Here is a 24,843-nt window from a genome sequence, read left to right as displayed (position 1 = left end):
TTTCACGGGCCTATAGTCTTTCAAAATTTTGTTTTTCATGATACAATACCTATAAATTGATGTTTTTACACTGCCGTTTCAGGATTGCCGTCCTGAGCGGCTTTTTTATTGTCTATTCTCCGGTTCCAGGCTTTTATGGCATCATGCACATTTAAATATGTTGGCATTATTATTCCGCACTTTAGGTTTGTGCATTCAATATTGTAGTAAAACTCTTTATCGTTGCTAAAAGATCTGCGATGTCTACATTTTTTTGCCTTCCCACCGCAGAACGGGCAAAGTTTAAGCTTTTCCATTATCTGCTCACCCCCATCATGATCACTGCCGCAATCAGCATGCAGATTATAAATAACACATCAACCCATCCCACGATGCGGCGACTCATGATTTTCTTTGTTTTTGCTGCAGTTTTCGTAATCATGTTCGCACCAACTTTTTCATTAATATAAGCTTTAACACCGTAGATGGCAGGTTCTTTTTAAGCAATTCCCGCAGCTCTCCGGCCTTGATTGGTTTGCTGTATCCTATTCGTTTCATTTGTCTTCCCCCTTGTCGTTGTAGCGGTACACCATATTCTCGCCGCTATGCTTGATAATATCCGCGTTTATCTGCGCGTTTGCTTTGCCGCAGAACGCCCAGATCCAGAGCACGACTGCTGCCCCGATACAGGCCCCAGAGACAAAACCAATCACAAAATCTTGCATTTTTTCACTTTCTTTTTTTGTGTTATAATTAATCGGAGGAGATGATTATTTTGGACACTAGTTTATCCACTATTAGTACTGCCGCTTTAACAGCTTTAATCACCTCATTAACATCTAAAGGTACGGACGCCCCTGCCCAAACATTTAATGAAACTTGGAAATTTGTTTTTGGCCCTTTAAATTCATTTCTCATTAAACACAATGGAAAGCGGCAGCAAAACATAACCGATTACTTAAAAGCTATCCAAATTGAGACAGAAAAGATTGCCCCTCAAAACTTACAAGAACCGGCAATTGGAATATTAGGACCTGCCCTAGAAGCCTCGAAATACTACATTGACGAAAAAGAACTTCGAGACATGTTTGCAAAAGTGATTGCCGGATCCTTTGACGCAAATAAAAATGCGATCTTGCATCCTTCGTACATTGAAATCATAAAACAATTATCGCCATTGGACGCTAAACTATTTTCCACACTTCATAGCCCATTTTTTTTATACACACGAATCATAAAAAACGAACGTTCTGGAGATCTGATTCAATGTATCTATTTAAATGATACCTATCCCGAAGTAGATCAGGCAGTTGCTGTGGCTATGAGTAATTTGGAACGGGTAGGTCTAATTTACACTACAAATAATTTAGGTCCTATTAAGCAAAACTCTAGCTATCCCCCGGCTATAGAACGATTTAAGCGCACTCAACACTATCAATCAATTTGCAAAAAATATGGAGATAAAGCTATTGAAATAATCACTCAACCCGGAAACATTACCGAATTAGGTTTTTGCTTTAGACAGGTTTGTTTGGGAACTGACTAATAAGTAGTGCTCTAACACAAAGGCCTAAATCACTGATAATCTTTTTTAATTCCGACAACTGCACATCAACAGGCTGCTGTGTGAAATTGGAAGTATTAATTGCGTCTAATCTGCGAGTGACATCCACCAGACGTATATTTCTTCCCGCAAGGTAAATTTCGATATTATCCTCGCTTTTACAATCTCTGGAAGTTATTTCAACTGCTTCCAGAGATTTTTTATTCTCATCCATCCCTTCACTTCCCTCCGCTGCAGCTCTCTTAATTTTCGCCGGCTGCCATTTACGACTGCTGGGCAGCTCCGGTCGTCAGCGCAGACCATAACTGACTGCCCACTCCACAGCACCAACCTCTGTATATTCGGAGGTTTCAATATCCGTCCACATCTCCAGCAATACGGGATCATGACAACCATCTCCCTTATGCATTTTTAAGTGCTTCGAAAAAATTAAAATCTTTTGGTTGCTTTAATACCTGTATTTCTTTTTCGGGCTTAGGTTCCAACTTTTGCGTTTCATATTTGGCAAGCGCTTCATCCGCGATATCGGGACGAATATAATATCTTACGCTACGTTTGAAACACGGGATAATTCCTTCTATGCAATACTGCTTTACCATCGGGTATGGCAGTCCGCAATGTTCTGCATATTTTAATGCGCTTATAGCTTTTTGCATATTATCATCTTCTTTCATTTAATCAGCATTTAGTTCAATTTATTGAACTTTTTCATTAAAAAAATATGCAGTTACATCATTCACATTTATGCCTAAAAGAAAAAGCGATCTGTTGATTTCATCTTGACTGAAAAAAATCCTATTATTTAATTTCAGAGATACAGTTCGTTCTGATACGCCTAGGGCTCTAGCAAATGCACCTTGCGTACCATACTTTTCAACAATTCTCCCTCTTAGTTTTGAATAATCAAAAGACATTTATTCACTCCCCCCTACCCAGTATTAAGTTCAATTTATTGAACTAAGCAAATGATAACATGCAAAAAAATGATTGTCAATAAATAAATTCAATAAAATAAACTTTTTAGTTTAAAGTCTTGAACTTTTATTCAAAATATAATAAAATAACAACTATGGAAAAGAGATTATTGAAAGGGTGCTATCATGGAAAATTTAACTGCGAATCGACTGAAACAGGCGTTGTCTCTTCGCAATATGAAACAGATCGAGCTATCAGAAAGAACACATATAGGTAAATCTGCTATTAGTCAGTATTTGTCCGGTAAAATTGTTCCTAAACAAGATAAAATATATTTAATAGCCCAAGTATTAGATATAAATGAGGGTTGGCTGATGGGGTACGATGTTCCGATGGAACGCGAAACTTATCAAAATGATCTTCATAATAATCTCCCCGACCTCACCAAAAAAGATGAGCGACAAATACAGAAAAAATTGAAAGCTCTGCTTGATGATCTTGATCCAGCTGCAGGGGTTGCTTATTATAATGACGAGGAACCTATCAGTGACGAAGATAAAGAACTCTTACGTATATCTTTAGAAAATACGCTGCGCCTGACAAAGCAGTTAGCTAAACAAAAGTTTACTCCTAAAAAGTATCGTAAGGAGTGATTTCATGAACATCAAGGATGAGGTTGTGAAGTTAATAGATAAATGTGGCACTAATAATCCTTTTTTAATAGCTAGAGAACTAAAAATAATTGTAATGTTTGCTCCTTTGGGTAACACTTTAGGACACCATTTATATGATTCGAGATTTGACGTTATTCATATTAACGAAAAACTAGAACAAGAAATGAGAACCTTTGTCTGTGCTCATGAACTTGGGCATGCTGTATTACACAAAGGTGTTTCTACTAATTTTTTAAGGTATCATTCTTTTTTCTCTACTGCAAAAATAGAGCGGCAAGCTCATACTTTTGCAGTAGAGATGATACTTCCTGACAAATATTTAAAAGAAAATAGCGATTTTGGATTATATCAGTTAGCGGAAATGCATGGGATTCCCAAAAATTTAATAGATCTGAAATCACACTAAATAATAGAAAAAGCCGCCCAGTGCTGCAAACACCGAACGGCTTATGGCTGATTACTCAACTCAATTAACGTATAAATTATATCAGTAATCAGCCTCTATTTCAATTGAATAGGAGGCTTTATTTATGTCTAAAAATGGAAATGGTACAGGCTCTGTCTATTATGATAAGAGTAAAAAACGTTACTATGCGGCGATAACTACGCCAGCAGGACAGCGTAAAAAGAAAAGTTTTATCACAAAGACTGAAGCCACTACATGGAAAAATGCTCAGCTCACGGATATAAATCGCGGTGTATTTGTGGAACCAACGAATATAACTGTCGGAGCATGGGCGCTTACGTGGCTAACAACATATAAGAAAGGAGCAGTGAAACAAAGGACATATGAAAGATATAAACAGCTTATCGCCCATCTTGCATCAATTGCGGATATAAAATTGCAGGAGCTGCAGCCTGCACAGGTGCAGCAATTATATAAAGAGCTGCCTTTATCAGCCTGCACAGTAAATAAAGTCCATAAAATATTAAAAGAATTATATACAAAAGCGCATATACTAGACATGGTCCTTAAAAATATAATGCTTGCAGTTGTGTCGCCTACGTTTGAAAAAAAGGAAATAGAAATATTTTCTCCGGAAGAAATAGAAATAATTTTGCAAACATGTTTTAGTAATAAAAGGTTATCTAAATATTATCCTATTATTCTTTTGGGCGCCACAACTGGTATGCGGATCGGCGAAATACTGGGGCTTAGGTGGTGTGATGTACTGTTTTCCACATCTGAAGTTTATATCCGGAAGTCGTTGCAGGATTCACGGGAGATCGGATTATTTTTGGAAACACCGAAAACTAAAGCTGGTATAAGGAAAATAAGTATCACGGAAGATGTTATTGCGGAGCTTAGAAAACTAAAAAAAGCTGTTCCTGCAATAAATATAAAACAGGAACAGCTATGTTTTGTGACCAGGAATAATACTCCTATTGCCCCACATAATGCAGAGCGGGTATGGAAATCAATTATAACAGCTGCAGGTATACCGTATAGGAATTTTCACGTTTTGCGTCATACCCACGCCACGCAGCTTCTGGCTGAAGGCGTTCCAATTATAGAGGTATCTCGGCGTCTTGGGCATGCACGGGTTTCGCATACATTGGAACTATATGGTCATGCAATTCCAAACTATGATAAGAAGATTTCGGATAAGGTAAAGTTGTTATATTCTGTACCCAAATAAAAGGAGCAGCAGAGTTGCTATTGCTCCCCTGCTGCTCCCTATGATATACGGTTTGCGTTGCTCCCAACGCTATAACCATTGTGTTTACTGGTGCGCCAAGCAGGATTCGAACCTGCGACACACGGCTTAGAAGGCCGTTGCTCTATCCAACTGAGCTATTGGCGCATAACTATATTAGCAACAGATAGTATTATACTACAAAAAATTTTTTTGTCAAATTAAGCTTGTAATAATTAAAAAAATAAAATGAGCTCAATCACTGACCTTGCAATGATTGAGTCCATTTATTTTCAATTAGAAGACTGAGTTCCGCTAATAAGTTCTCTCTGCCGGCATGACCAGTGCATAATAGGCCGTCATAGCAAACGCTCATACACACAATGTTTTTAGTTTATATCGTTTGAATTATTATAAACATCCACTTTGTTGAGAATCGTATATGCTCTTATGCCATTAATTAATTTTTCTTCAAAGCTATCAGATTTTACATCAATGTTTGCAGCTTTGCCAAAATCGGTAATTTTAAAAACAACTCTGCCTTCTTTATCATATAAAATACTTGATAATGTCTTTACTTTATTCTGTGCCAGATCAAGCTCAATTTTATTAGTAGAATATTCAACGGAAGCTGCAGCATCCACAGCAGGAACGCTAAAGCCTTCCGCTCTTGCCTCATTGATAACTTTTTCGCTGCCTTCCTTACTATACTTTTCCTTTACATTTACAATAACAATATTCTTATCTGCACTCGTTTTATAACCGATACTATTTTTATCAAAGAAATAACTTGCTGTCTGATCTGAAGTGACCCATTGCCAAGCAGGTGAAGCAAAACCAATAACAGTAAACGCAAACATCAGCAAAACAGTAGAAAACATGACTCTTTTCATTCAACTCACACTCCTCAAATTAAATAGATTAAAATAATATGAATATTTTGGCTTAATTATACCACCAAAAATATTGTTTGGTAAACTATTTATTTTTGCCAAGCTGATATATCAGTTTAGCAAAGTATGTTTTCCAACCAAACTTTCATGCAGATACAATAATATATTAATATAGAAAGGATTATTACTTTATCTTCCAGAATAATATATAGTTACATATAAAAACTTTTATCTCACTTTTATCTGATGAAAAACAAAAGTTTAATTGATCTCAATACTGTTAAATATTTCAGGCAAGACTTATTGCAGTCAATTTATCTCTGAGGTCATGTAATTGCAGCTTTTACATAAGATCAGATAAAATCAAACTGGAGGAATATATTTTGCATAGAAATGATTTTTGCTGGTGCGGCAGCGGCCTTAAGTATAAACGCTGTCATCTTGATTTTGATGAACATATCGACGGCATAAAATTTGATCCCAGAATGGGACAGATAAAACCGCCACACGAAATCATCAAGAATGAAAAAGATATAGCAGGCATCACTAAAAGCGGTAAAATAAATAACGCAGCTCTTGATCTTATAGCAGAAAATATCAGAGAGGGCATTGATACACTTACCTTAAATGATATGGCCCATAATTTCATAATTGAAAACGGAGGTATTCCTGCCTGCCTGAATTATGCCGGTTATCCGAAAAGCATCTGTATATCAATAAATGATGTAGTCTGCCACGGAATTCCTTCCAAAAAGACCATTCTGAAAAGCGGTGACATAGTCAACGTCGATATAACAACCATTCTTGACGGTTATTATGCTGACGCCTCCCGCATGTTTATGATAGGCAGCGTTTCACCTGAAGCAGAAAAGTTAGTTGAAGTGACAAGACAGTGTATGGAATTGGGCATAAATGCCGTTAAGCCTTGGCATTTTCTTGGCGATGTCGGCGCTGCTATAGAAAAACATGCGCACACAAATAAATATTCTGTTGTTACTGCTTTAGGCGGACATGGCGTAGGTAAAAAATTTCATGAAGAACCATTCGTAAATCATGTTGGCGAAAAAAATACAGGAATGCTGCTTGTCCCCGGAATGGTACTTACGGTCGAACCTATGATAAATATGGGAGACTTTGATGTCCGCACCGATGAAAAAGACGGCTGGACAGTTTATACTAAAGACGGTTCGCTGTCAGCACAATGGGAAAAGACTATACTGATAACAGAAACCGGCACAGCTGTTCTTGCCGATTAATTTATTATTCCACATAAATTGCAATATATGTACTGGCTTTTAAAATTTATGTGGAATAAATTTTTTACCTGAAACAATAATTCATTTATGCTAAAATAGATTTGTGTTTTATCACTTTTCACAGCAATTAAGGAGAGCTGCTTTAATGAAATCCCCTAATGAGATAAATATTATCAAAATGAAAAACATTTCTAAAATATATGATAATGGCGCTGTCGCTCTTGATAAAGTAGACATCAGCATAAAACGCGGTGAGTTTGTTTTCATTGTGGGAACGAGCGGTGCCGGTAAATCCACCTTTATTAAGTTATTGCTGCGTGAAATTTTGCCTACTTCGGGTCTTTTGCTGGTAAATGGGTATGATATCAATAAAATGCCGCGTCATGAAATTCCTTATCTGCGCCGCAGTCTCGGCGTTATTTTTCAGGATTATCGCCTTTTGCCAAATAAAACTGTCTATGAGAATGTCGCTTTTGCAATGCGCGTCATTGAATCGCCCCGTCGGCTCGTACTGCGCAGTGTTAATAGTGTTTTGGACGTAGTAGGCCTGCGGGCAAAGTACAAATGTTTTCCCTCTCAGCTTTCAGGCGGTGAGCAGCAGCGTGTTGCTATCGCCAGAGCCATCGTCAACAATCCGTCACTTATTATTGCCGATGAACCCACCGGGAATCTTGACCCGGAAACTTCCTGGGAAATAATGGATATTTTTCAGCGCATCAATGCCGCCGGAACAACTATCGTTATGGCAACACATGATAAGACCATTGTTGACACAATGCAAAAACGTGTGTTGGCGATAGAAAGCGGTTGTATCGTACGTGATGAAGCATCAGGGGGATACGGATATGAAGCTTAGAACTACCGAATATTTTGTAAAAGAAGTGGCCGCCTCCCTAAAGCGCAATAACTGGATGTCATTAGCCTCTATTGGCACAGTTACCATTTCGCTGTTTATCCTTGGTCTTTTTTTGATGGTCGTAGTAAACCTTGATCGCATGGCCTCCACACTGGAATCCCAGGTACAGATAAGTGTTTATCTGAAAGATGATATTACCAAAAAGCAGACTGATTCACTGGAAGAAAAATTATCTTCTCTGCAAGGTATCGATACGGTAAAGTACATTTCCAAGGAAGATGCTATGAAACGCTTTTCGGAAAGATTGGGCGATCAAAAATATCTTCTCAGCGCACTTGATGACACCAATCCTCTTCCCAATGCTTTTGAGATCACGGTAAAAGATCCTCAGCTGGTCAAAACAGCTTCTAAGGAAGTGGAAAATTTTCCCGGTGTAGATACTGCTGTATACGCGCAGGATGTGGTCGAACATTTATTTGACCTGACCAGGCTTGTAAGGCTTATAGGCTTATCTATCATCGTCTTTCTGGCGGGTGCCACAATTTTTATAATTTCAAATACCATCCGGCTTACCGTATTTGCAAGACGCAAGGAAATAGCTATAATGAAATATGTGGGCGCCACAGACTGGTTTATCCGCTGGCCATTTCTGCTTGAAGGTGTAGTTCTAGGCTTTATTGGCAGCAACATAGCTGTTATTTTGCTGCGTCTTGCCTATATAGCACTTACTCAAAAGATTTATGACATGATGACTTTTTTCCCTTTGATACCATTGTATCCATTTTTAACATATGTAACGATAATTATTATTTTGAGCGGTATTGTAATCGGCGCTTTAGGCAGTGTCATATCAATAAAACGCTTTCTTGAAGTATAGGGAGAGTTGTATATGTTTTTTCATAAGCAGCGTCTGTATGCATTCACCCTATTGCTTTTATTCACCATATTCTGCAGCTCAGCATCGGCTGCATCATTACAGGATAAACTTGACGGCCTGAAAAAACAGGCAACTGAGAAACAAACTGAGATTGATTCCGCTAAATCCAAGGAGAACACTATCTCCGAGCAAATGCGCACCATAGCTGAACAGGTCGATAACGCCACCGCCGCTTATAATGAAATAAAAGGACAGCTGGATGAAACGCAAAAAAAGATAGATGAAAATGAAGATCTTTTAAAAAAAACACAGCAAAACCTTGATAAGCGTGAAAAAGTTCTCTATAAAAGGCTTCGTGATATATATATGCACGGACAAATAAGTTATATTGAAGTTCTTGTTGGCGCCGACAGCTTTTCTGATTTTTTGACACGTATGGACCTTATCAAACGTATCATCAAATACGACTATGATCTTATCAACGGTATCCTGGCGGAAAAACAAGTTATTACAGATACTAAAAAGGAACTTGAAACCGACCGCAGCAAAACTGAAAAACTAACTCAGTCAGCCAAGGAAAAAGCCGACATATTACAGAATAAAAAAGCCCAGCAGCAGACACTGCTGGATAAGGTAAAAAATGACAGAGCAACTGCCGAGCGTGCCTACGATGAACTCATGGCAGCGTCGCGTCAGGTAGAACAAATGATCCTTGCATATACCAGCAGCAATTCGGACGACTATGCTGGCGGAGGCAGCGGTCAATTCATCTGGCCAATTTCAGGTCCGATAACATCACCATTCGGTTGGCGCACTCACCCAATATATGGCACTCGTATTTTTCACAGCGGCATTGATATTGGCGGTGATTACGGACTCCCCATACATGCGGCAGCTGCCGGTACAGTCATTTATGCAGGATGGATATCAGGTTATGGCAATGCCGTAATTATAAGCCACGGCGGCGGCCTGCAGACATTATATGGACATAACCAGTCACTTAATGTCAGTGAAGGCCAGCGCGTATCACAAGGACAGGTCATCTCTTTTTGCGGTTCTACAGGAAATTCTACCGGTCCTCACTGCCATTTCGAGGTAAGGAAAAATGGAGAACCCGTTAATCCTCTCAACTATTTATGATTTTGCTGAGGCTTTGCGAACGATAAAAAACTATTGGATGTGATAATTATGAAAGTTAACAAGAAGTTTTTAGCGGCGTTGATATTTATCGTTTTCATTGCATCGTCACTTTTCACTGTTTCCGGGCTGTATTTTCTGTTAGGATTCAATAAATATCAGTTTGCCGATGTGGCGCGCTTGTTCGCTGCCATGCGGTTAGTGCAAACTTATTATGTTAAAGACATTGATAATGATGTAATTATCAATGGTGCAATAAAAGGCATGGTCGGCTCCCTTGATGACCCGCATTCTCTCTATCTTGATCAGAATCTTTATAAGAGGCTCATGGAACAGACAGAAGGTTCCTTTGGCGGAATTGGTGTAGTGATGCAGTATAATAAAGACAAACAAGTCGTCAGCGTCATCGCGGTAATGAAAGACACTCCGGGAGAAAAAGCAGGACTAAAAATCGGTGATGAAATCATTGCTGTAGACGGAGTATCAACAAAAGATTTTTCGTTTGATCAGGTCGCTTCCCATATAAGAGGCCCTGTCGATACGGACGTGGCACTTACAATCAAAAACAGTGATGGTCAAAAAGATATCACTGTCACCAGGGCCACGATTAAAACCACTACAGTAACACATCAAATGATGTCAGACAATATAGGATATATAAGAATCGGCATGTTTTCCGAAAATACGGGCAAGGAATTCACTGATGCCTATCAGGACCTGCAAAAACAAAACATGCGGGGACTTGTCTTGGATCTTCGTTCAAATCCCGGCGGTCTTCTTACCAGCTGTGTAGAAATAGCTAAGCAGCTGGTTCCCAAGGGAACCATAGTTTCCATAGTCGATCATAATAACAACAAAGAAGTGTACAGTTCAGATCTTGAAGGACAAAAATATCCTATTGTTGTCCTTATTGATGAAAATAGTGCCAGCGCTTCTGAAATACTTGCGGGAGCTCTGCAAGACACGAAGGCAGCTGTGCTGGTGGGAACAAAATCATATGGCAAGGGTTCTGTCCAGCAAGTAATACCACTGGGCAGCGGCACCGCACTTAAGCTTACTATCGCAAAATATTACACTCCAAGCGATCGTTCCATAGACGGTGTCGGTATTGAACCTGATATACCTGTCAAATTTGATGCTGACGGGAATACAGATAATCAGCTAAATACCGCTATAGATACATTAAAACAAAAAATCAATCAGCAATAACTTTTTTGATTATCTTACGTCCATTGCAGCAAAAAAGACAGCAACAAATTTTTTCATTTTGTTGCTGTCTTTTTCAGCTGCATACATTTTTATCTTTTTAAACGAAAAGGAATAGTAACAACAATTACATTCTCCTTAAAAATCAACAGAGTCCGCAGAATAAGTCCTGTCTGATTGTGCAGCAGTTTATGCCACCACTTTGTCGTTTGTATTTCCGGAATAAGCACTGTTATATAATCTTCTGGATTTTTATCAGCGGCTACCTGCTTGACAAAATCAAGCAAAGGCTGTATGACCATACGATAAGGAGACTGAATAGTAACAATGCCTATTTCCGGATCCTGCACATGCCATACTTTTTTCACATAATCTGCATTTTCATTGTCAGTTGCAATATGCACGGCAATAATTTCATCGCCTATTTTTCTTGCATAGCGCATCGCTTCTATAACACTTCGTGTAGGGTACGATATAGGCAGAATAACATAGTTCTTCATAATCGGCGAACTGATGTAGCTGAATTTTTCACCAGGTTTCAGCGCAAGTTCTCTGCCCATTTCTGTATAATGCTTTTTTATTTTTCTAAAGCAGTATATTACCGATGGTATAAAAATAAGAATGATCCATGCACCATAGAAAAATTTTGTGACAGCAATAATAACTACAATTATACCGGTTATGAAAGCTCCGAGCGCATTGACAAAAACACGCCCCTGCCAATATTTGCTTTTATTGCGCAGCCAGTGGACAACCATTCCCGACTGGGCAATAGTAAACGAAAGAAAGACCCCTATTGCATATAACGAAATTAGATGTTCAACATCACCGTCAAAAATGATCAGCAGCAATGCCGTCGCCATGCTAAGCAGGATAATACCGTTAGAAAAACTCAGCCGTTCTCCGCGCTGTCCGAGATACCGCGGTAAATATCCATCCTTTGCTATTATTGATAAAAGAGGCGGCAGACCATTATAAGCCGTATTTGCCGCTAAAAACAAAATCAACATCGTAACTATCTGGAAAAAATAATAGTAATATCCCCGACCGACAGTCTTTTCTGCAAGCTGCGAAATCATAGTGACATTGGGATTCGGCATAATATGGTAATGCATTATCAAAAATGATATTCCAAGCAGCATGATCGCCAATATACCTGACATCCAATAGGTAGTATGAATTGCATTTTTGTATTCGGGTTTCTTAAACATCGGCACACCATTGGCTATCGCTTCAAGTCCGGTCATTGAACTGCAGCCATTGGCAAAAGCGCGCAGAATAAGGAAAAATATCATCATATCCATGGGCTGCTTTTGTACAGAAGCTTCAGCGATTACCGGTTCCGTGCCTGTAAATGCCTGAAAAATACCTATAACGATCAGCAACAAAAGACCGCCGACAAAAAGATATGTCGGCAAAACGAAAAACTTAGCTGACTCACTGACTCCCCGCAGATTAATAATAGTAAGCACACAAAATAGTACGATTATATCAAGAAGCAGTTTATATTCTCCCAAAAAAGGAAAGGCAGAAGTGAGCGCTGCCGTACCTGTGGTGATACTAACAGCCACTGTAAGTATATAATCGGTAAAAAGAGCGGCTCCGGCTACCAGAGCAGGTTTTTCACCGAGATTTTCTCTTGCTACAGAATAAGAACCACCGCCGCCCGGATTTGCTCTGGCAACCTGCGCGTATGATACAGTGACTATAGCCAGCAGAATAATGATCGGAATAAGAGAATAAAGATAATATCCATATGTGATAAAACCAGACAGCGCCAAAACGACAGCTATCTGTTCCGGTCCATAACTTACAGAAGACAGCGCATCAGAAGAAAATATGGCCAGAGCTTTCCACTTAGGCAGACGCTGATAGAAAGCCTCTTCATTCTTCAAAGGACGCCCTATCAGCAATCGTTTTATTCTGTTAAACAACTCCAACTCTCCCATCAATAAATTTAGTTCCTCTAATATAATACAATTTTCCATTTTATGCAATACAAATAAAACCACGCTCATTTTCAAATTCTTCAATAGTGGTCAACCGTTAGGCTCAATAATATTCTGCCGTGCAAATGATAATCCTTTCATTTACAAAATAAGGCAGGCATTCAAAGCTATACTAGACAATAGAAAAATCTTTGCTTGACAATAGCAGCTTCAGCTGAATCAATCAAATTTATTTCATTGAGGTCAAAATTATAAGCTTTATCTATAAATAATTCCTTCCTGCAGCTGCTTGATCCTTATAGCATTTAAAATTGCTCATAATTTACAGTTCACAAATCTGTACTGTTGGGCTATACTTTAAACAATACCATTTTTTATATTTTTAACCTTTTTCAGCATTATTTTCTGACTGTAAAGCAAATGAAAAAATTTTTCTGATATTATTCAAAGTCCGCTAAAACGATCGCTTATAAATAAGGAGGCGCACGCATGGCTACAGTACCAAAGCTCAATACTCTTCATCTATCTGAAAAAACACCTTTCAAAATAACAGCTCCTTTTGAACCTATGGGTGATCAAAAAAAAGCTATCCGGGAACTGGCCGCCGGTATTGAAAACGGTCAAACAGCACAAGTGCTTCTTGGTGCCACCGGCACCGGCAAAACCTTCACCATAGCCAAAGTAATTGAAAAAGTTCAGAAACCGACCTTGGTGATAGCTCACAATAAAACACTGGCCGCACAGCTTGCCAGTGAATTCAAAGAATTTTTTCCGAACAATGCAGTCGAATATTTCGTAAGTTATTACGATTATTATCAGCCTGAAGCTTATATAGCCCAAACAGATACATATATAGAAAAGGATTCATCCATCAATGATGAAATAGACAAACTGCGCCACTCAGCGACCTGTTCACTGTTTGAAAGGCGTGATGTCATAATTGTAGCAAGCGTCTCCTGCATATACGGACTTGGTTCTCCTGAGGATTATTATGAGCTTGTCTTATCAGTACGCCGCGGTGAAGAATATCCTCGTGATGCCATACTTAAAAAACTTGTTCAGATACAATATGAAAGAAATGACATTAACTTTGTACGCGGTAAATTCCGTGTACACGGTGACATTATAGAGGTCTACCCTGCCGGCTATCAGGACCGGGCTGTCAGAATAGAGCTTTTTGGCGACGATATCGACCGCATCAGTGAATTTGATCCACTTACGGGAGAAATACTTGGTGAACGAAAAAGTGTCACAGTCTTTCCTGCGTCCCATTATGTAACCTCCCCGGAAAATATGGACAGAGCCGTAAAATCAATCGAAACTGAATTGAATGACCAGCTTCTCCTCCTCAGAAATGACGATAAATTGCTTGAAGCTCAGAGATTGCAGCAGCGTACCAATTACGATCTGGAAATAATGCAGGAAATGGGCTACTGTTCTGGTATAGAAAATTATTCACGACATTTGACCGGGCGAAAAAAAGGTGATTCCCCTTACACTCTTTTAGACTATTTTCCGGAAGACTTTCTTATTGTCATAGATGAATCGCACGTTACATTGCCGCAGCTGCGCGCTATGTATGCCGGCGACCGATCACGCAAAGTATCCCTTGTGGATAACGGTTTCCGCCTTCCTTCAGCCTTTGACAATCGTCCCTTGCGTTTTGAAGAATTTGTGGAAAGAATCAATCAGATAATTTACGTATCGGCTACACCTGCGCCTTACGAACTGACACAAGCCAGCCAGATAGTTGAACAAATCATCAGACCGACAGGTCTGCTTGATCCGCAGATAGAAATACGGCCCCTGCAGGGGCAAATGGATGATCTTCTGACCGAAATAAGAATACGTATGGAAAAACATGAACGCGTCCTTGTTACCACACTGACAAAAAAGATGGCGGAAAACCTCACAGACTATCTCAAAGAAATGGGCATAAAAGTACGTTATCTTCACTCTGATATTCCTACCATAGAACGTACGGAAATTATCAGAGACCTGCGGCTGGGTGTTTTCGATGTCCTTGTGGGAATAAATCTTTTACGTGAGGGCCTTGATATGCCTGAAGTGTCCCTTGTAGCAATTCTTGATGCTGATAAAGAAGGTTTCCTGCGTTCAGAAACCTCTCTTATCCAAACAATAGGACGTGCCGCCCGCAATGCTAACGGCAGAGTCATATTATATGCTGATCGTGTAACTGATTCTATGAAAAAAGCCATAAGTGAAACAGACCGGCGCCGTAAAGTGCAAAATGATTATAACCAAAAATATGGCATCATTCCAAAAACCATTGAAAAGAAAGTCAAAAATCTCATCGAAACTACTATGGTAGCTGAAGATACAGCTGAATATAAAACTCCTAAAAAGAAATTGAAGATGACCGCTAAAGAACGGCAGAAGCTTATCGTCACGCTTACCAAGGAAATGCAGGCTGCATCCCGCGCCCTTGAATTTGAAAAAGCTGCTGAACTGCGTGATGTCATATTTGAATTGCAAAATGAAACAAACACAAAAAGCAAAAAACACCGCTGAATCTATGCAGGTAAGATATTTTGATAAGCATCGTTCTTATAATAATATATTTGGGGCATCACTAAAAAAGCGATGCCCCCAAATATTACTATTAATTTTTGGATCAATTTTCAGTATTTACATAAGACTTAAAAAAATCTTATATTTATTTTTGGTATTCATAAAAAAAAATACCTCACCGTTTGTTCAAAAACGTCTGCTTTTTTTATATTTTATGCATAAAGTCCCATACTAAATGCATAAGCGATCAATACTGCTGCCGGGCCGGTAATAAGCCTGGAATACAGTACCGCTGGTACGCCCAGCTCTATCGTCTCAGGTTCGGCTTCTCCCAGACTCAACCCTACAGGAACAAAATCAGCACCTACCTGAGCATTGATCGCAAACAGGGCCGGCAGTGCATACTGAGGCGGGATATGACCGAGTCCTATTTCCACTCCCAGCAGACTGCCCACTACCTGCGCTATCACTGCCCCTGGTCCGAGTACAGGTGAAATAAAAGGCAGCGCACAAACAATGGATATTCCTATCATTCCCGGCAGCGTGCTTGCCAGCGGAGATAAGGTCGCAGCAATTACATTTCCTATGCCGGATGCGCTTATTATCCCCAAAATCATACTTACAAACGCCATAAACGGCAATATATTTTTGATCACCATATCGATCGTTTCGCGTCCTGCCTGATAAAACTTATTAACCACAGCGCCCACGCCGATACCTATTCGTGTGACTATATTCTTCTTTTTGCCGGCATTCATAGCTGCCAGCTCTTTTCTTGCCTGCGTTTTCGTCTTCGGCTCAGCTGCTTGCATCTGTGCCTTAGCAGCAGCTGCCGCAGCTGTTTCTTCATCAGCAAAGGTTATACAGTTTTCCTTTACATCCGAAACATAAATACTTTCCGTTATATATTGTGCCAAAGGACCTGATTTCCCCACTGCTGTTAAATTGACCGTAAATATCTTTTTTTTAGGATACACACCACAGCGAGCCGTTCCGCCGCAGTCAACTACAGCAACCATTACTTCTTCATCAGGAGCCCCCGTACTGAAGCCGTCTACAGGCACCCCGCCTGTCATTTCAGCTATTTTTTGTGCCACCGGATGAATTCCGCCGCCCGTCACACATAGTATTTTATTGCAGGTATCTGTGGGAGTTATTGTCAGAGGTCCGCCCCATCCTGCTTTTCCCCTCTGTATAGTAACTGATTTATACATTTAAAAAGCCTCCTTTATTTTTTCATTGCGGCATAAATTTTTTCCGTAACTACACCGCGAAGCAGTATTACTACTATTCCGACCAAAAAATATCTTACCGCTAAATCGCCAAGCGGCAGTCCCAGATTGCTTATCCCTGTAGCTATCCCCATATATACGAACAATTCTCCGCCATTGGCATGAGGAAATAATCCCGTTACGGGATGTACAAAACTCACTGTCGAATCATAGAATGCAGGTTTATATTTTTCTTCTACAAAACGGCCGAAAGTATAGCACATCGGATTTGCCAGAAATATTACTGCCAGAATAGGAACGATCGTATAACGGGTTATCGTGTATTTTGTAGCTGTCTGAGCCACACTGTAAACTCGGTCTTCACCTATTAATTTGATAATTGAACTTACCGCGGTCATTAAAACCACTACTAAGGGAATAATGCCGGTGACCCATGAAATAAAAGTCGCCGCTCCTGCTTTAAATAATTCTATAAAACCGTTTGCCAAGGCTGCGATGATTTCCATAATACCCCTCTTCTCTAAAAATATTTTCCGTAAATAATTGTATCGAAAACAGGGGCAATAATATTGTCCCTGCTTTCCTGTTTCTTCCTCAAGTCTGATATGACAGTCAGATCTCCTGTGTATGAAATACTTCGTAATAGTGCCGCAAAGTATTTTTCATTCCTGTTCGTAAAAAATCATTTACCCCAAAGTAATCTTTCGGACGATTTTCAGACAGATTTTTATAAGCATTTACCACAAAATCAGTATATATATTGATTTTTGCGATACCGTTGAGCGCGCATCTTTCCAGATTATCATCACCTGATGATGAGCCTCCGTGCAGGGCCAGAGGAATATTCAAATTATCAGCCAGCTCTTTAAGCCTTGTGAAATTTATTTTGGGAACGCCTTTGTACAGACCATGCGCCGTTCCCACTGAAACAGCCAGGCTGTCCGCTCCGCTTTGTTCCGCCATTTTACCGGCTTCTTCCACAGTCGTATATATACTGTCGTCATCGGCTTCTGTTTCTCCCTGCCCCACGTTTCTGCCTGTTCCCACATGTCCTATCTCAGCTTCCACCATCACATTATGCGTATGAGCGTAATCCGCAACTTTTCTGGTTGCTGCAATATTTCCTGCCAGCTCCTCTTTTGACGCATCTATCATCACAGAAGTAAACCCCAGCTCTATCGCTCTTTTTATAAAAGAAAAATCCATCCCGTGATCTAAATGCAGGGCTATCGGCACTTTTGCTTTTTTTATATAAAAATGTCCCAGCATTGCCGCTTCCTCTATGTCCTGATAACAGCTGTGCGCCTGCGCATATGACAATATAAGCGGCAGGCCCATTCTTTCAGCCGTCTCCGTATGCGCTTTCACCGAAATTTGATCGACGAAATTTGCTGATGGTACTGCAAATCCCTTTGCCCTCGCCTCAGCCAGCATTTCCTTTGTCGATACCAGCATATTTTCACCTCATTTATTTCATTGCTTATCCACTTATTATTGACAGAAGTTCTATGCTGTCGTATTCTTAATATTGGTTAGGTATCAGCATGATAATAACCGATATGCCACTGTAAAATTGCCGTTTTACGGTGGTTTTTTTATTTATAAAACACAAAATGATCACTCCGCTTTCATTTTCTATACATAGCATCCTGTTCTTTGCGTACATTATAAAGCTGTGTGCCGGTATCTAGTTCTACATCGTTTAAAGTGAGCAGCTGTCCTTTTTTTACATCCTTTTTCATGCGGCTTTTCTTATTTATCAGACCATATACAACGTATCCATTAGCATAAGTTTCCTCGGCGGCAGCTATGGACCCGTAAGTGGTATATCCACCTATCCCATCTATATATTCGCCTGCTTTCAGGTCTTTTTTGGCCGCTGTTATGCATTCGCTCACAGGCCCGTCGATCGGGATTATCGTCGGTTCTTTATCTATGACAGCCTTGGCGACAGTGAGCGGTGTTTCAAGATTGCATAAATGATAGGGACGGTATAACGTCCATAAAGGACCGGGCCCCATGCTGTGATACTGCATCTGATACGCTATTTCTTCATTTTCAGTGGACACTGTGACAAATACGCCCGGTGCTATTCCGTTGACAAATTCAACTACACCATGTTTGTCAAGAATTCCTCCATCTTTTTTCAAACGGAAAATGCTGTTAAGCTCCTTGCATCTTTCGTCCGGTGAAGCAGACGGTCCATGTCCTCCTATAACATCAGGAATAAGTCCCGTCGCATTCGACATTGCTGTCATTTCTACCATTGTTTTAGTGCCGTCTTTAAATGCGCACAGCATTCTTGGACTCATCTTCCGCCTGGTAGCTTCCTCAAGCACGGTATCCGGATTACACGCATAATCAAGCTTGTTGTTTTTCCCTTTCCCCATTACTTTTACCTGCATTCCCATAGCTCTGGCAAATGAATACAGCTCCATAACTGCTCCAGGCTCATCACCGGCCGAACCGGTATAAATAACATTATTTTTTTCTCCGAGTTTTTTCAGATAGGAGCCTATTACCACATCGGTTTCTACATCCATCATTACTACATGCTTGCCGTTATTCATAGAATCTATCGCTATTTTTACACCTACTTCGGGCACCCCCGTTACGTCAATAGCACATTCCACAAGATTGGCCTGCGATATCAGCTCTGAGTTTTCAGTGGCGACAAATTTTCCCATCTCCATATATTTATTGGCATCCGCCAAGGTTTTAGCAACAGCGATCTGCTCATCGGCAATGCCGGCATAATGAAACGCATTTATGACATTATCCAGTTTTATATCGGACACTATTGCCGGTGATATGCCCTTCATAATTGCCATCTGTGTTACCATGCCGCGTCCCATCTGCCCTGCCCCGACTATACCCGTACGAATTATTTTGCCTTCTTCTTCTCTTTTTAAAAGCTTTTGATCCATATTCAACATAATTGTTCACACTCCAAGTTTATATTAATTTTTAAAACTGCGATATTAAAAAATACTTATGCTTATCCCTTTTTGTATATCTTCTTCAGTCAAAGCATCCTCGCCGTAAAGCATTATATGCCCCGGCAGAAACGGTTCATCACCTCCCGAAAAATTCAAGGTTGCATGTCCCAGCTGGTTGAATGTATTGCGTGCTTCTTCACCGACGGCTGTTATTTCGAAAGCCTTTTCGCCAATTATAAGAGTATCCCCCCTTTCAATGTCTCCGTTTAATTTTGATTTTTCATGTAAAACAGATATTTCTGCCAGTTCTTTTGGTGCATTATCATTAAAAATTATAAGGTAATTCAACTCTTTCAGAAAACCTAGTGCCTCATTTCCCCATCCGGTTATCTTACTGTTATATTTCATTTCATCATCTCCTCTCGTCGTTAATATTTATTTCTTTATTTTCGAATTATTCCTTCTTATTGCTTAATCTTTCGCACAGAGCATTTACAGCCTGGATATGCCCCAGCATTCTTTTTCTTTCTTTTTGCGCAAGCACTTCATATTCAGCTCTGAGCTCAAACACATTTCTATTCATAAGTTCCGGAATTTTTTTAAATCTGTTGAAAATAGTAATTCCGGCTAAAATCTCTCCGTCCACCACTTTTCCGCTGCTGTCGCAGACAATTATTACAATATTTCCCGAGAATCGCGCTTTCCTTCCGCCAATACCAATATTGCCCTTTTTATGGAGCCGTCTTACGGATTTCTTATATAACCGAACCTGAATATACGTACCGGCTGCTTGTATTATCATAAAAACCAGCAGGCAGACCATTAAAATAGTAATATCCATTTTAAAACTCCCTATATGCCAACAATTCCCGCGCTGATTCCGAATCTGTTATCAGTACATTTATGATCTTGCCTTTTATCGCGCCGATAAGACTGTCCAGTTTATTTTTTCCTGCAGCTATACCGACTCTGCAGCGTACTTTTTTTAAGTCGTCTATCGGCATGGCAGCTATCAAATGATTAAATGATTCAAATTGCTGAGTCGATCCATTTTTGTCATAGAATTGTGCCGCTGCATCTCCCACCATTCCCAATTCGATAAATGCATCAAATAATTCTTCTCTGATATATCCGGCTTTAACTAAAGTAGATGTTTCTTTTGACGGCACTCCAATTCCCATTACTACTATGGATATTTTTTTAAAGGCCTTAACAATGCTCTGCATGGAATATTCTTCTAAAAAACGTTTGAGCATATCCGGTTTTGAAAAAACCAGCGGAGCAAAAAATTGGAGACAATCCGCATGGAATATTTCGGCAAATTTCGTAGCAACATGATTGGAGTGAATATCATATCTGTTTTCGTCCATCCCTCCCATTATCGGCACAAAAGTACATTTTTTTTGTTCGACCGGATAATAGCCATGCAGTAAATTGCGCAGCGTGCGGCCCATTGTCACCCCGACAAAATCCTTATCTTCAATCACTCGTGAAAGGAATTTAAATGTTTCTCTGGTGATATTCTCATTTAAAGCATCTGTCAGATCCGCACTTCCGGATTCCGCGATTATTACTTCCTCAAGTCCAAATTTTTTTTCTACTTCTCTTTCCATACTGCCAAATGCCAGATTATCCGGATTCATAACTTCTATCTTGACAATCCCGTTTTCATGTCCTTTCTTTATCATTCTGGCTACGGACGGACGGGAAATCTGCAGCATATCGGAAATCTCCTGCTGGCTCAGCCCATCTTTATAATACGAACTGCAGCATTTAAAAATCAATCTTATATCATCAACAATTTTTTTCATGATATCTGTCTTAAATTTTTATTATCACATGACAGCCAGTTTCATTTATAAGAATGACTGCATATAAACAACAATACTTTCCTTTGCGATTTTTCTTTTTATTCTGATAAATATATTACACCAAAGTAATTATTTTTTCAATATTTCTTATGCAGAACAAATGTAAAAGTAATATCACATGTATATATATTTTTACATTTGTTCTATATTGATAACCATTGTCAATATTTCCCTTTCATTATCTATGCAAAATTTTTTAGTCTTTTCCAAATCGTTTTTCATTTGTTTTTCCTCCTTTTCCAATCTATAATATAGATATATGGACAGTTTTGAGAATACCGTAAAAAAATTTTCACTCCGGCATGCCAATGAAATGTAGCGTCACCATAATAAATAATATGAATTCAGTAATTTGAATTTATATATTCAGTTTTTACTAATAAGTTCTGGAAAAAAAACATTTTTTACTATATACTGGTTTATAGCAATTACCGCTTAAGCAATTAAACCATTTAAAATAATTACAGGAGTTGACCATTTTGCCAGATGCAATAAAAATAAAAGGCGCCCGTGCCCATAATTTAAAAAACATCAGTGTATCCATTCCGCGGGACAAGCTTGTAGTAATAACAGGTCTGTCAGGTTCAGGTAAATCTTCTCTGGCCTTTGATACCATCTATGCTGAAGGCCAAAGGCGCTACGTTGAATCATTGTCCTCATATGCACGTCAATTTCTCGGTCAGATGGATAAACCTGACGTCGATTACATAGAAGGGCTCTCCCCTGCCATTTCAATAGACCAAAAAACAACCAGCCGTAATCCCCGCTCTACTGTCGGCACGGTCACAGAAATATATGATTACCTGCGCCTTCTATTCGCCCGAGCCGGAAAGCCCCACTGTCCTAATTGCAAAAAACCTATATCGCAGCAAACTGTAGATCAGATTCTTGACAGCATTATGAATTTACCCGAAAAGACAAAGCTTTTGATAATGGCGCAGGTAGTTCGCGGCAAAAAAGGCGAGCATCGAAAGCTGCTTGAAAACATACGTAAGCAAGGATATGTACGTGTTCGTATCGATAATGAAATTCTCGATATAAATGATGATATAAAGCTGGAAAAGAATAAAAAACACACTATAGAGGTCATTGTTGACAGATTGGCAGTGCGTGGAGGAATAGAAACCCGTCTGGCAGATTCTTTGGAAACCGCGCTTGATCTTGGCAATGATATTGTTTATGTACAGATAATAGATGGAGAACTCCTAATGTACAGTCAAAATTTTGCCTGTATAGACTGCGGTATAAGCCTGCCGGAAATAGCTCCGCGCCTTTTTTCCTTCAACAGCCCATACGGGGCTTGTCCTGAATGTGACGGTCTTGGCAGCAGACAGGAATTTGATCTTGATCTTGTCATGCCAAATAAGGCACTTTCTTTTAGCGAAGGATTATTCGCCCCTTTATCAAAGAATCCCGCCTCTTACGCAATGTGTCAGATTGCCTCTGTCCTCAAAACTTATGGCTATACACTTGATACGCCATGGTCTGCGGTAAAGGAAAAGGTTCAAAAACTCCTTCTTTATGGCAGTTCAGAAGAATCTTTTCAATTTTCTTATGAAAACATGTTTGGGGAAATAAAAGACTACAATACATCTTTTGAGGGTGTCATGCCGCTTCTGGCCCGCCGTTACAAAGAAACAAATTCCGACGTGATGCGCGAAGGATATGAAGCATATATGAGTACTACACCCTGCCCCGTATGCGGCGGCGCACGTTTAAAGCCCGAGGCTCTGGCAATAACGATAGGCGAAAAAAATATAAATGAAGTAACTGATATGACCATAGCACAGGCTGATAATTTTTTTCGCGATCTGCAGCTTGATAAACGCCAGAAGCTTATAGCTTCCCAGATTTTGAAGGAAATCCATGCCCGGCTTGGCTTTCTGCTCAATGTCGGTCTCGATTATCTCACACTTGGACGTGCGGCAGGGACCTTATCCGGCGGAGAAGCTCAGCGCATAAGACTCGCCACACAAATCGGTTCCGGACTGACAGGCGTTTTATATATACTGGATGAACCAAGCATCGGTCTTCATCAGCGGGATAATAACCGGCTTTTAGCCACACTCAAGCATCTGCGTGATCTCGGCAATACACTTATAGTTGTTGAGCATGATGAAGACACTATGTACGCGGCAGACAATATTATTGATATAGGTCCCGAGGCCGGTGCCAATGGCGGAAATGTAATTGCACAGGGTACTGCCGATGAAATAAAAAAAATACCGGCTTCAATCACCGGACAATATATGAGCCGTAAAAAATTTATTCCTGTGCCGCTTGAAAGAAGAAAAGGCAGCGGTAAATTTATTGAAATCGTCGGTGCTGCCGAAAACAATCTAAAAAACATTCGGGTAAAATTTCCGTTGGGAATGCTGACACTCGTCACGGGAGTTTCAGGATCGGGTAAGTCCACACTGGTAAATGAAATCTTGTATAAGGGACTTGCCGCCAGCTTCTATGTTAACAGAGGAAAACCCGGTAAACATAAATCAATCAAGGGTATTGAAAATATAGATAAAATAATCAATATAGATCAGTCACCGATAGGACGCACTCCCCGCTCCAATCCAGCCACCTACACAAGTGTCTTCGATACTATACGGGAAGTTTTCAGTCAAACCAATGAAGCCAAAATCCGCGGCTACAAGCCGGGAAGATTCAGCTTCAACGTCAAAGGCGGTCGGTGTGAATCATGCCATGGCGACGGTATAATAAAAATAGAGATGCATTTTCTGCCCGATATCTATGTTCCCTGCGAGGTATGCAAGGGAGCCCGCTATAATCGTGAGACACTTGAGGTCAGATATAAGGGAAAAAATATTTCTGATGTTTTGCAGCTGGTAGTTGACGATGCTGTGGAATTCTTCAAAAATATCCCTAAACTTCATCGCCAGCTGCTCATTTTACAGGACGTAGGACTTGGCTATATGCAGCTTGGACAGCCTGCCACAACTTTATCGGGCGGTGAAGCCCAGCGTGTGAAATTGGCTACAGAGCTGGCAAAAAGAAGCACAGGACGCACTCTTTATATTTTGGATGAACCAACAACAGGTCTGCATACTGCCGATATTCACAAATTAATGAATGTCCTGCAGCGATTAGTCGACAACGGTGATACCGTAGTCGTCATCGAGCATAATCTTGATGTTATAAAAACTGCGGATTATATAATTGATCTCGGCCCTGAAGGCGGAGACAGGGGCGGTACCGTTGTGGCCAAGGGAACTCCCGAGCAAATAGTGAAAGTCAGTGAATCCTATACCGGACAATTTCTTGCTCCCGTGCTGGCCGAAGGCATAAAATTAACGGCGCAGAATAAGTAA

Annotated in this window: 26 protein-coding genes and 1 tRNA gene; 11 read left to right on the top strand and 16 right to left on the bottom strand. The window is 40.0% G+C overall.

Going from position 1 to position 24,843, the window contains the following annotated elements:
* Window positions 1-65: 65 nt before the first annotated feature.
* From NXG61_RS08410 to NXG61_RS08400, 3 genes are all read right to left on the bottom strand, one after another.
* Entirely contained in the window at window positions 66-296 is a 231-nt protein-coding gene (locus NXG61_RS08410; RefSeq protein WP_307222391.1) for a Lar family restriction alleviation protein, read from the bottom strand.
* Window positions 296-421, bottom strand: a complete 126-nt coding sequence (locus NXG61_RS08405) for a hypothetical protein (protein ID WP_307222392.1) — start codon at window positions 419-421, stop codon at window positions 296-298. Before NXG61_RS08405 ends, NXG61_RS08410 begins: the two co-directional genes overlap by 1 nt.
* A gap of 112 nt (window positions 422-533) precedes the next feature.
* A complete protein-coding gene (locus NXG61_RS08400; RefSeq protein WP_307222393.1) occupies window positions 534-704 on the bottom strand; it encodes a hypothetical protein in 171 nt (56 codons plus the stop codon).
* 50 nt (window positions 705-754) lie between these two features.
* On the opposite strand from NXG61_RS08400, the gene NXG61_RS08395 reads away from it, so the two are divergent.
* The gene (locus NXG61_RS08395; RefSeq protein ID WP_307222395.1) at window positions 755-1,525 is read left to right on the top strand and encodes a DUF4393 domain-containing protein; all 771 of its coding nucleotides are present in this window, start codon (window positions 755-757) and stop codon (window positions 1,523-1,525) included.
* Here the strand turns inward: NXG61_RS08395 and NXG61_RS08390 are convergent.
* The 3 genes from NXG61_RS08390 to NXG61_RS08380 all read right to left on the bottom strand — a co-directional run bounded on the left by NXG61_RS08390 (window position 1,497) and on the right by NXG61_RS08380 (window position 2,457).
* Window positions 1,497-1,757 carry a hypothetical protein gene (locus NXG61_RS08390; RefSeq protein ID WP_307222396.1) on the bottom strand — a complete coding sequence of 87 codons (261 nt, stop codon included), beginning with the start codon at window positions 1,755-1,757 and terminating at the stop codon, window positions 1,497-1,499. The genes NXG61_RS08395 and NXG61_RS08390 overlap by 29 nt on opposite strands.
* A 187-nt stretch (window positions 1,758-1,944) precedes the next feature.
* Complete coding sequence (locus NXG61_RS08385) at window positions 1,945-2,199, bottom strand: hypothetical protein (RefSeq protein ID WP_432748904.1); 255 nt, start codon at window positions 2,197-2,199, stop codon at window positions 1,945-1,947.
* A gap of 39 nt (window positions 2,200-2,238) precedes the next feature.
* Entirely contained in the window at window positions 2,239-2,457 is a 219-nt protein-coding gene (locus tag NXG61_RS08380; RefSeq protein WP_307222399.1) for a DUF739 family protein, read from the bottom strand.
* 186 nt (window positions 2,458-2,643) lie between these two features.
* Between NXG61_RS08380 and NXG61_RS08375 the strand changes: the two genes are divergently transcribed.
* The 3 genes from NXG61_RS08375 to NXG61_RS08365 all read left to right on the top strand — a co-directional run bounded on the left by NXG61_RS08375 (window position 2,644) and on the right by NXG61_RS08365 (window position 4,772).
* Window positions 2,644-3,111 (top strand): helix-turn-helix domain-containing protein, encoded by a 468-nt coding sequence (locus NXG61_RS08375; RefSeq protein ID WP_307222402.1) that lies wholly within the window; start codon window positions 2,644-2,646, stop codon window positions 3,109-3,111.
* 4 nt (window positions 3,112-3,115) lie between these two features.
* Window positions 3,116-3,538, top strand: a complete 423-nt coding sequence (locus tag NXG61_RS08370; protein WP_307222404.1) for an ImmA/IrrE family metallo-endopeptidase — start codon at window positions 3,116-3,118, stop codon at window positions 3,536-3,538.
* Window positions 3,539-3,662: 124 nt separating this feature from the next.
* Window positions 3,663-4,772, top strand: coding sequence for a tyrosine-type recombinase/integrase (locus NXG61_RS08365; protein ID WP_307222406.1), 1,110 nt, complete (start codon window positions 3,663-3,665; stop codon window positions 4,770-4,772).
* 88 nt (window positions 4,773-4,860) lie between these two features.
* On the opposite strand, the gene NXG61_RS08360 is transcribed toward NXG61_RS08365, so the two are convergent.
* Together NXG61_RS08360 and NXG61_RS08355 are read right to left on the bottom strand one after the other, a co-directional pair.
* Window positions 4,861-4,937: transfer RNA gene (locus NXG61_RS08360), tRNA-Arg, on the bottom strand.
* 221 nt (window positions 4,938-5,158) lie between these two features.
* Window positions 5,159-5,662: a hypothetical protein gene (locus tag NXG61_RS08355; protein WP_307222408.1), complete on the bottom strand. Its 504-nt coding sequence runs from the start codon at window positions 5,660-5,662 to the stop codon at window positions 5,159-5,161.
* Between the two features lie 383 nt (window positions 5,663-6,045).
* Between NXG61_RS08355 and map the strand changes: the two genes are divergently transcribed.
* The 5 genes from map (at window position 6,046) to NXG61_RS08330 (ending at window position 10,997) form a co-directional block, all read left to right on the top strand.
* Entirely contained in the window at window positions 6,046-6,918 is an 873-nt protein-coding gene (gene map / locus NXG61_RS08350) for a type I methionyl aminopeptidase (RefSeq protein ID WP_307222410.1), read from the top strand.
* A 169-nt stretch (window positions 6,919-7,087) separates the two neighbouring features.
* The gene (ftsE, locus tag NXG61_RS08345) at window positions 7,088-7,774 is read left to right on the top strand and encodes a cell division ATP-binding protein FtsE (protein ID WP_307222503.1); all 687 of its coding nucleotides are present in this window, start codon (window positions 7,088-7,090) and stop codon (window positions 7,772-7,774) included.
* On the top strand, window positions 7,764-8,651 hold the full coding sequence (gene ftsX / locus NXG61_RS08340; RefSeq protein ID WP_196603784.1) for a permease-like cell division protein FtsX: 888 nt from the start codon (window positions 7,764-7,766) through the stop codon (window positions 8,649-8,651). The genes ftsE and ftsX overlap by 11 nt, the downstream gene beginning before the upstream one ends.
* A gap of 12 nt (window positions 8,652-8,663) precedes the next feature.
* Window positions 8,664-9,791: a murein hydrolase activator EnvC family protein gene (locus NXG61_RS08335; protein ID WP_307222412.1), complete on the top strand. Its 1,128-nt coding sequence runs from the start codon at window positions 8,664-8,666 to the stop codon at window positions 9,789-9,791.
* A 48-nt stretch (window positions 9,792-9,839) separates the two neighbouring features.
* A complete protein-coding gene (locus tag NXG61_RS08330; RefSeq protein WP_307222414.1) occupies window positions 9,840-10,997 on the top strand; it encodes a S41 family peptidase in 1,158 nt (385 codons plus the stop codon).
* Between the two features lie 89 nt (window positions 10,998-11,086).
* Here the strand turns inward: NXG61_RS08330 and NXG61_RS08325 are convergent, their stop codons facing one another.
* Window positions 11,087-12,928, bottom strand: coding sequence for an APC family permease (locus NXG61_RS08325; protein WP_196603781.1), 1,842 nt, complete (start codon window positions 12,926-12,928; stop codon window positions 11,087-11,089).
* 504 nt (window positions 12,929-13,432) lie between these two features.
* On the opposite strand from NXG61_RS08325, the gene uvrB reads away from it, so the two are divergent.
* Window positions 13,433-15,475: an excinuclease ABC subunit UvrB gene (gene uvrB, locus NXG61_RS08320; RefSeq protein WP_196603780.1), complete on the top strand. Its 2,043-nt coding sequence runs from the start codon at window positions 13,433-13,435 to the stop codon at window positions 15,473-15,475.
* Window positions 15,476-15,687: 212 nt separating this feature from the next.
* Here uvrB and srlE read toward each other — a convergent pair whose 3' ends face one another.
* The 7 genes from srlE to NXG61_RS08285 form a co-directional block, all read right to left on the bottom strand.
* The gene (srlE, locus tag NXG61_RS08315) at window positions 15,688-16,689 is read right to left on the bottom strand and encodes a PTS glucitol/sorbitol transporter subunit IIB (protein ID WP_196603779.1); all 1,002 of its coding nucleotides are present in this window, start codon (window positions 16,687-16,689) and stop codon (window positions 15,688-15,690) included.
* A 14-nt stretch (window positions 16,690-16,703) separates the two neighbouring features.
* A complete protein-coding gene (gene srlA / locus NXG61_RS08310) occupies window positions 16,704-17,213 on the bottom strand; it encodes a PTS glucitol/sorbitol transporter subunit IIC (RefSeq protein ID WP_196603778.1) in 510 nt (169 codons plus the stop codon).
* A 106-nt stretch (window positions 17,214-17,319) separates the two neighbouring features.
* Window positions 17,320-18,162 carry a class II fructose-bisphosphate aldolase gene (locus tag NXG61_RS08305; RefSeq protein ID WP_307222421.1) on the bottom strand — a complete coding sequence of 281 codons (843 nt, stop codon included), beginning with the start codon at window positions 18,160-18,162 and terminating at the stop codon, window positions 17,320-17,322.
* Between the two features lie 173 nt (window positions 18,163-18,335).
* Window positions 18,336-19,643: an NAD(P)H-dependent oxidoreductase gene (locus NXG61_RS08300; RefSeq protein WP_196603776.1), complete on the bottom strand. Its 1,308-nt coding sequence runs from the start codon at window positions 19,641-19,643 to the stop codon at window positions 18,336-18,338.
* A 45-nt stretch (window positions 19,644-19,688) separates the two neighbouring features.
* Window positions 19,689-20,054 carry a PTS glucitol/sorbitol transporter subunit IIA gene (locus tag NXG61_RS08295; RefSeq protein ID WP_196603775.1) on the bottom strand — a complete coding sequence of 122 codons (366 nt, stop codon included), beginning with the start codon at window positions 20,052-20,054 and terminating at the stop codon, window positions 19,689-19,691.
* A 46-nt stretch (window positions 20,055-20,100) separates the two neighbouring features.
* Window positions 20,101-20,487: a transcriptional regulator GutM gene (locus NXG61_RS08290; protein WP_307222423.1), complete on the bottom strand. Its 387-nt coding sequence runs from the start codon at window positions 20,485-20,487 to the stop codon at window positions 20,101-20,103.
* A 1-nt stretch (window position 20,488) separates the two neighbouring features.
* Window positions 20,489-21,367: a sugar-binding transcriptional regulator gene (locus NXG61_RS08285; protein WP_307222425.1), complete on the bottom strand. Its 879-nt coding sequence runs from the start codon at window positions 21,365-21,367 to the stop codon at window positions 20,489-20,491.
* A 629-nt stretch (window positions 21,368-21,996) separates the two neighbouring features.
* On the opposite strand from NXG61_RS08285, the gene uvrA reads away from it, so the two are divergent.
* The gene (uvrA, locus tag NXG61_RS08280; protein ID WP_196603772.1) at window positions 21,997-24,843 is read left to right on the top strand and encodes an excinuclease ABC subunit UvrA; all 2,847 of its coding nucleotides are present in this window, start codon (window positions 21,997-21,999) and stop codon (window positions 24,841-24,843) included.

It is taken from the genome of Pectinatus haikarae (assembly GCF_050916305.1).
GTDB classification, from domain to species: Bacteria; Bacillota; Negativicutes; order Selenomonadales; family Selenomonadaceae; genus Pectinatus; species Pectinatus haikarae.
This window is presented reverse-complemented; position numbering and strand designations above follow the sequence as displayed.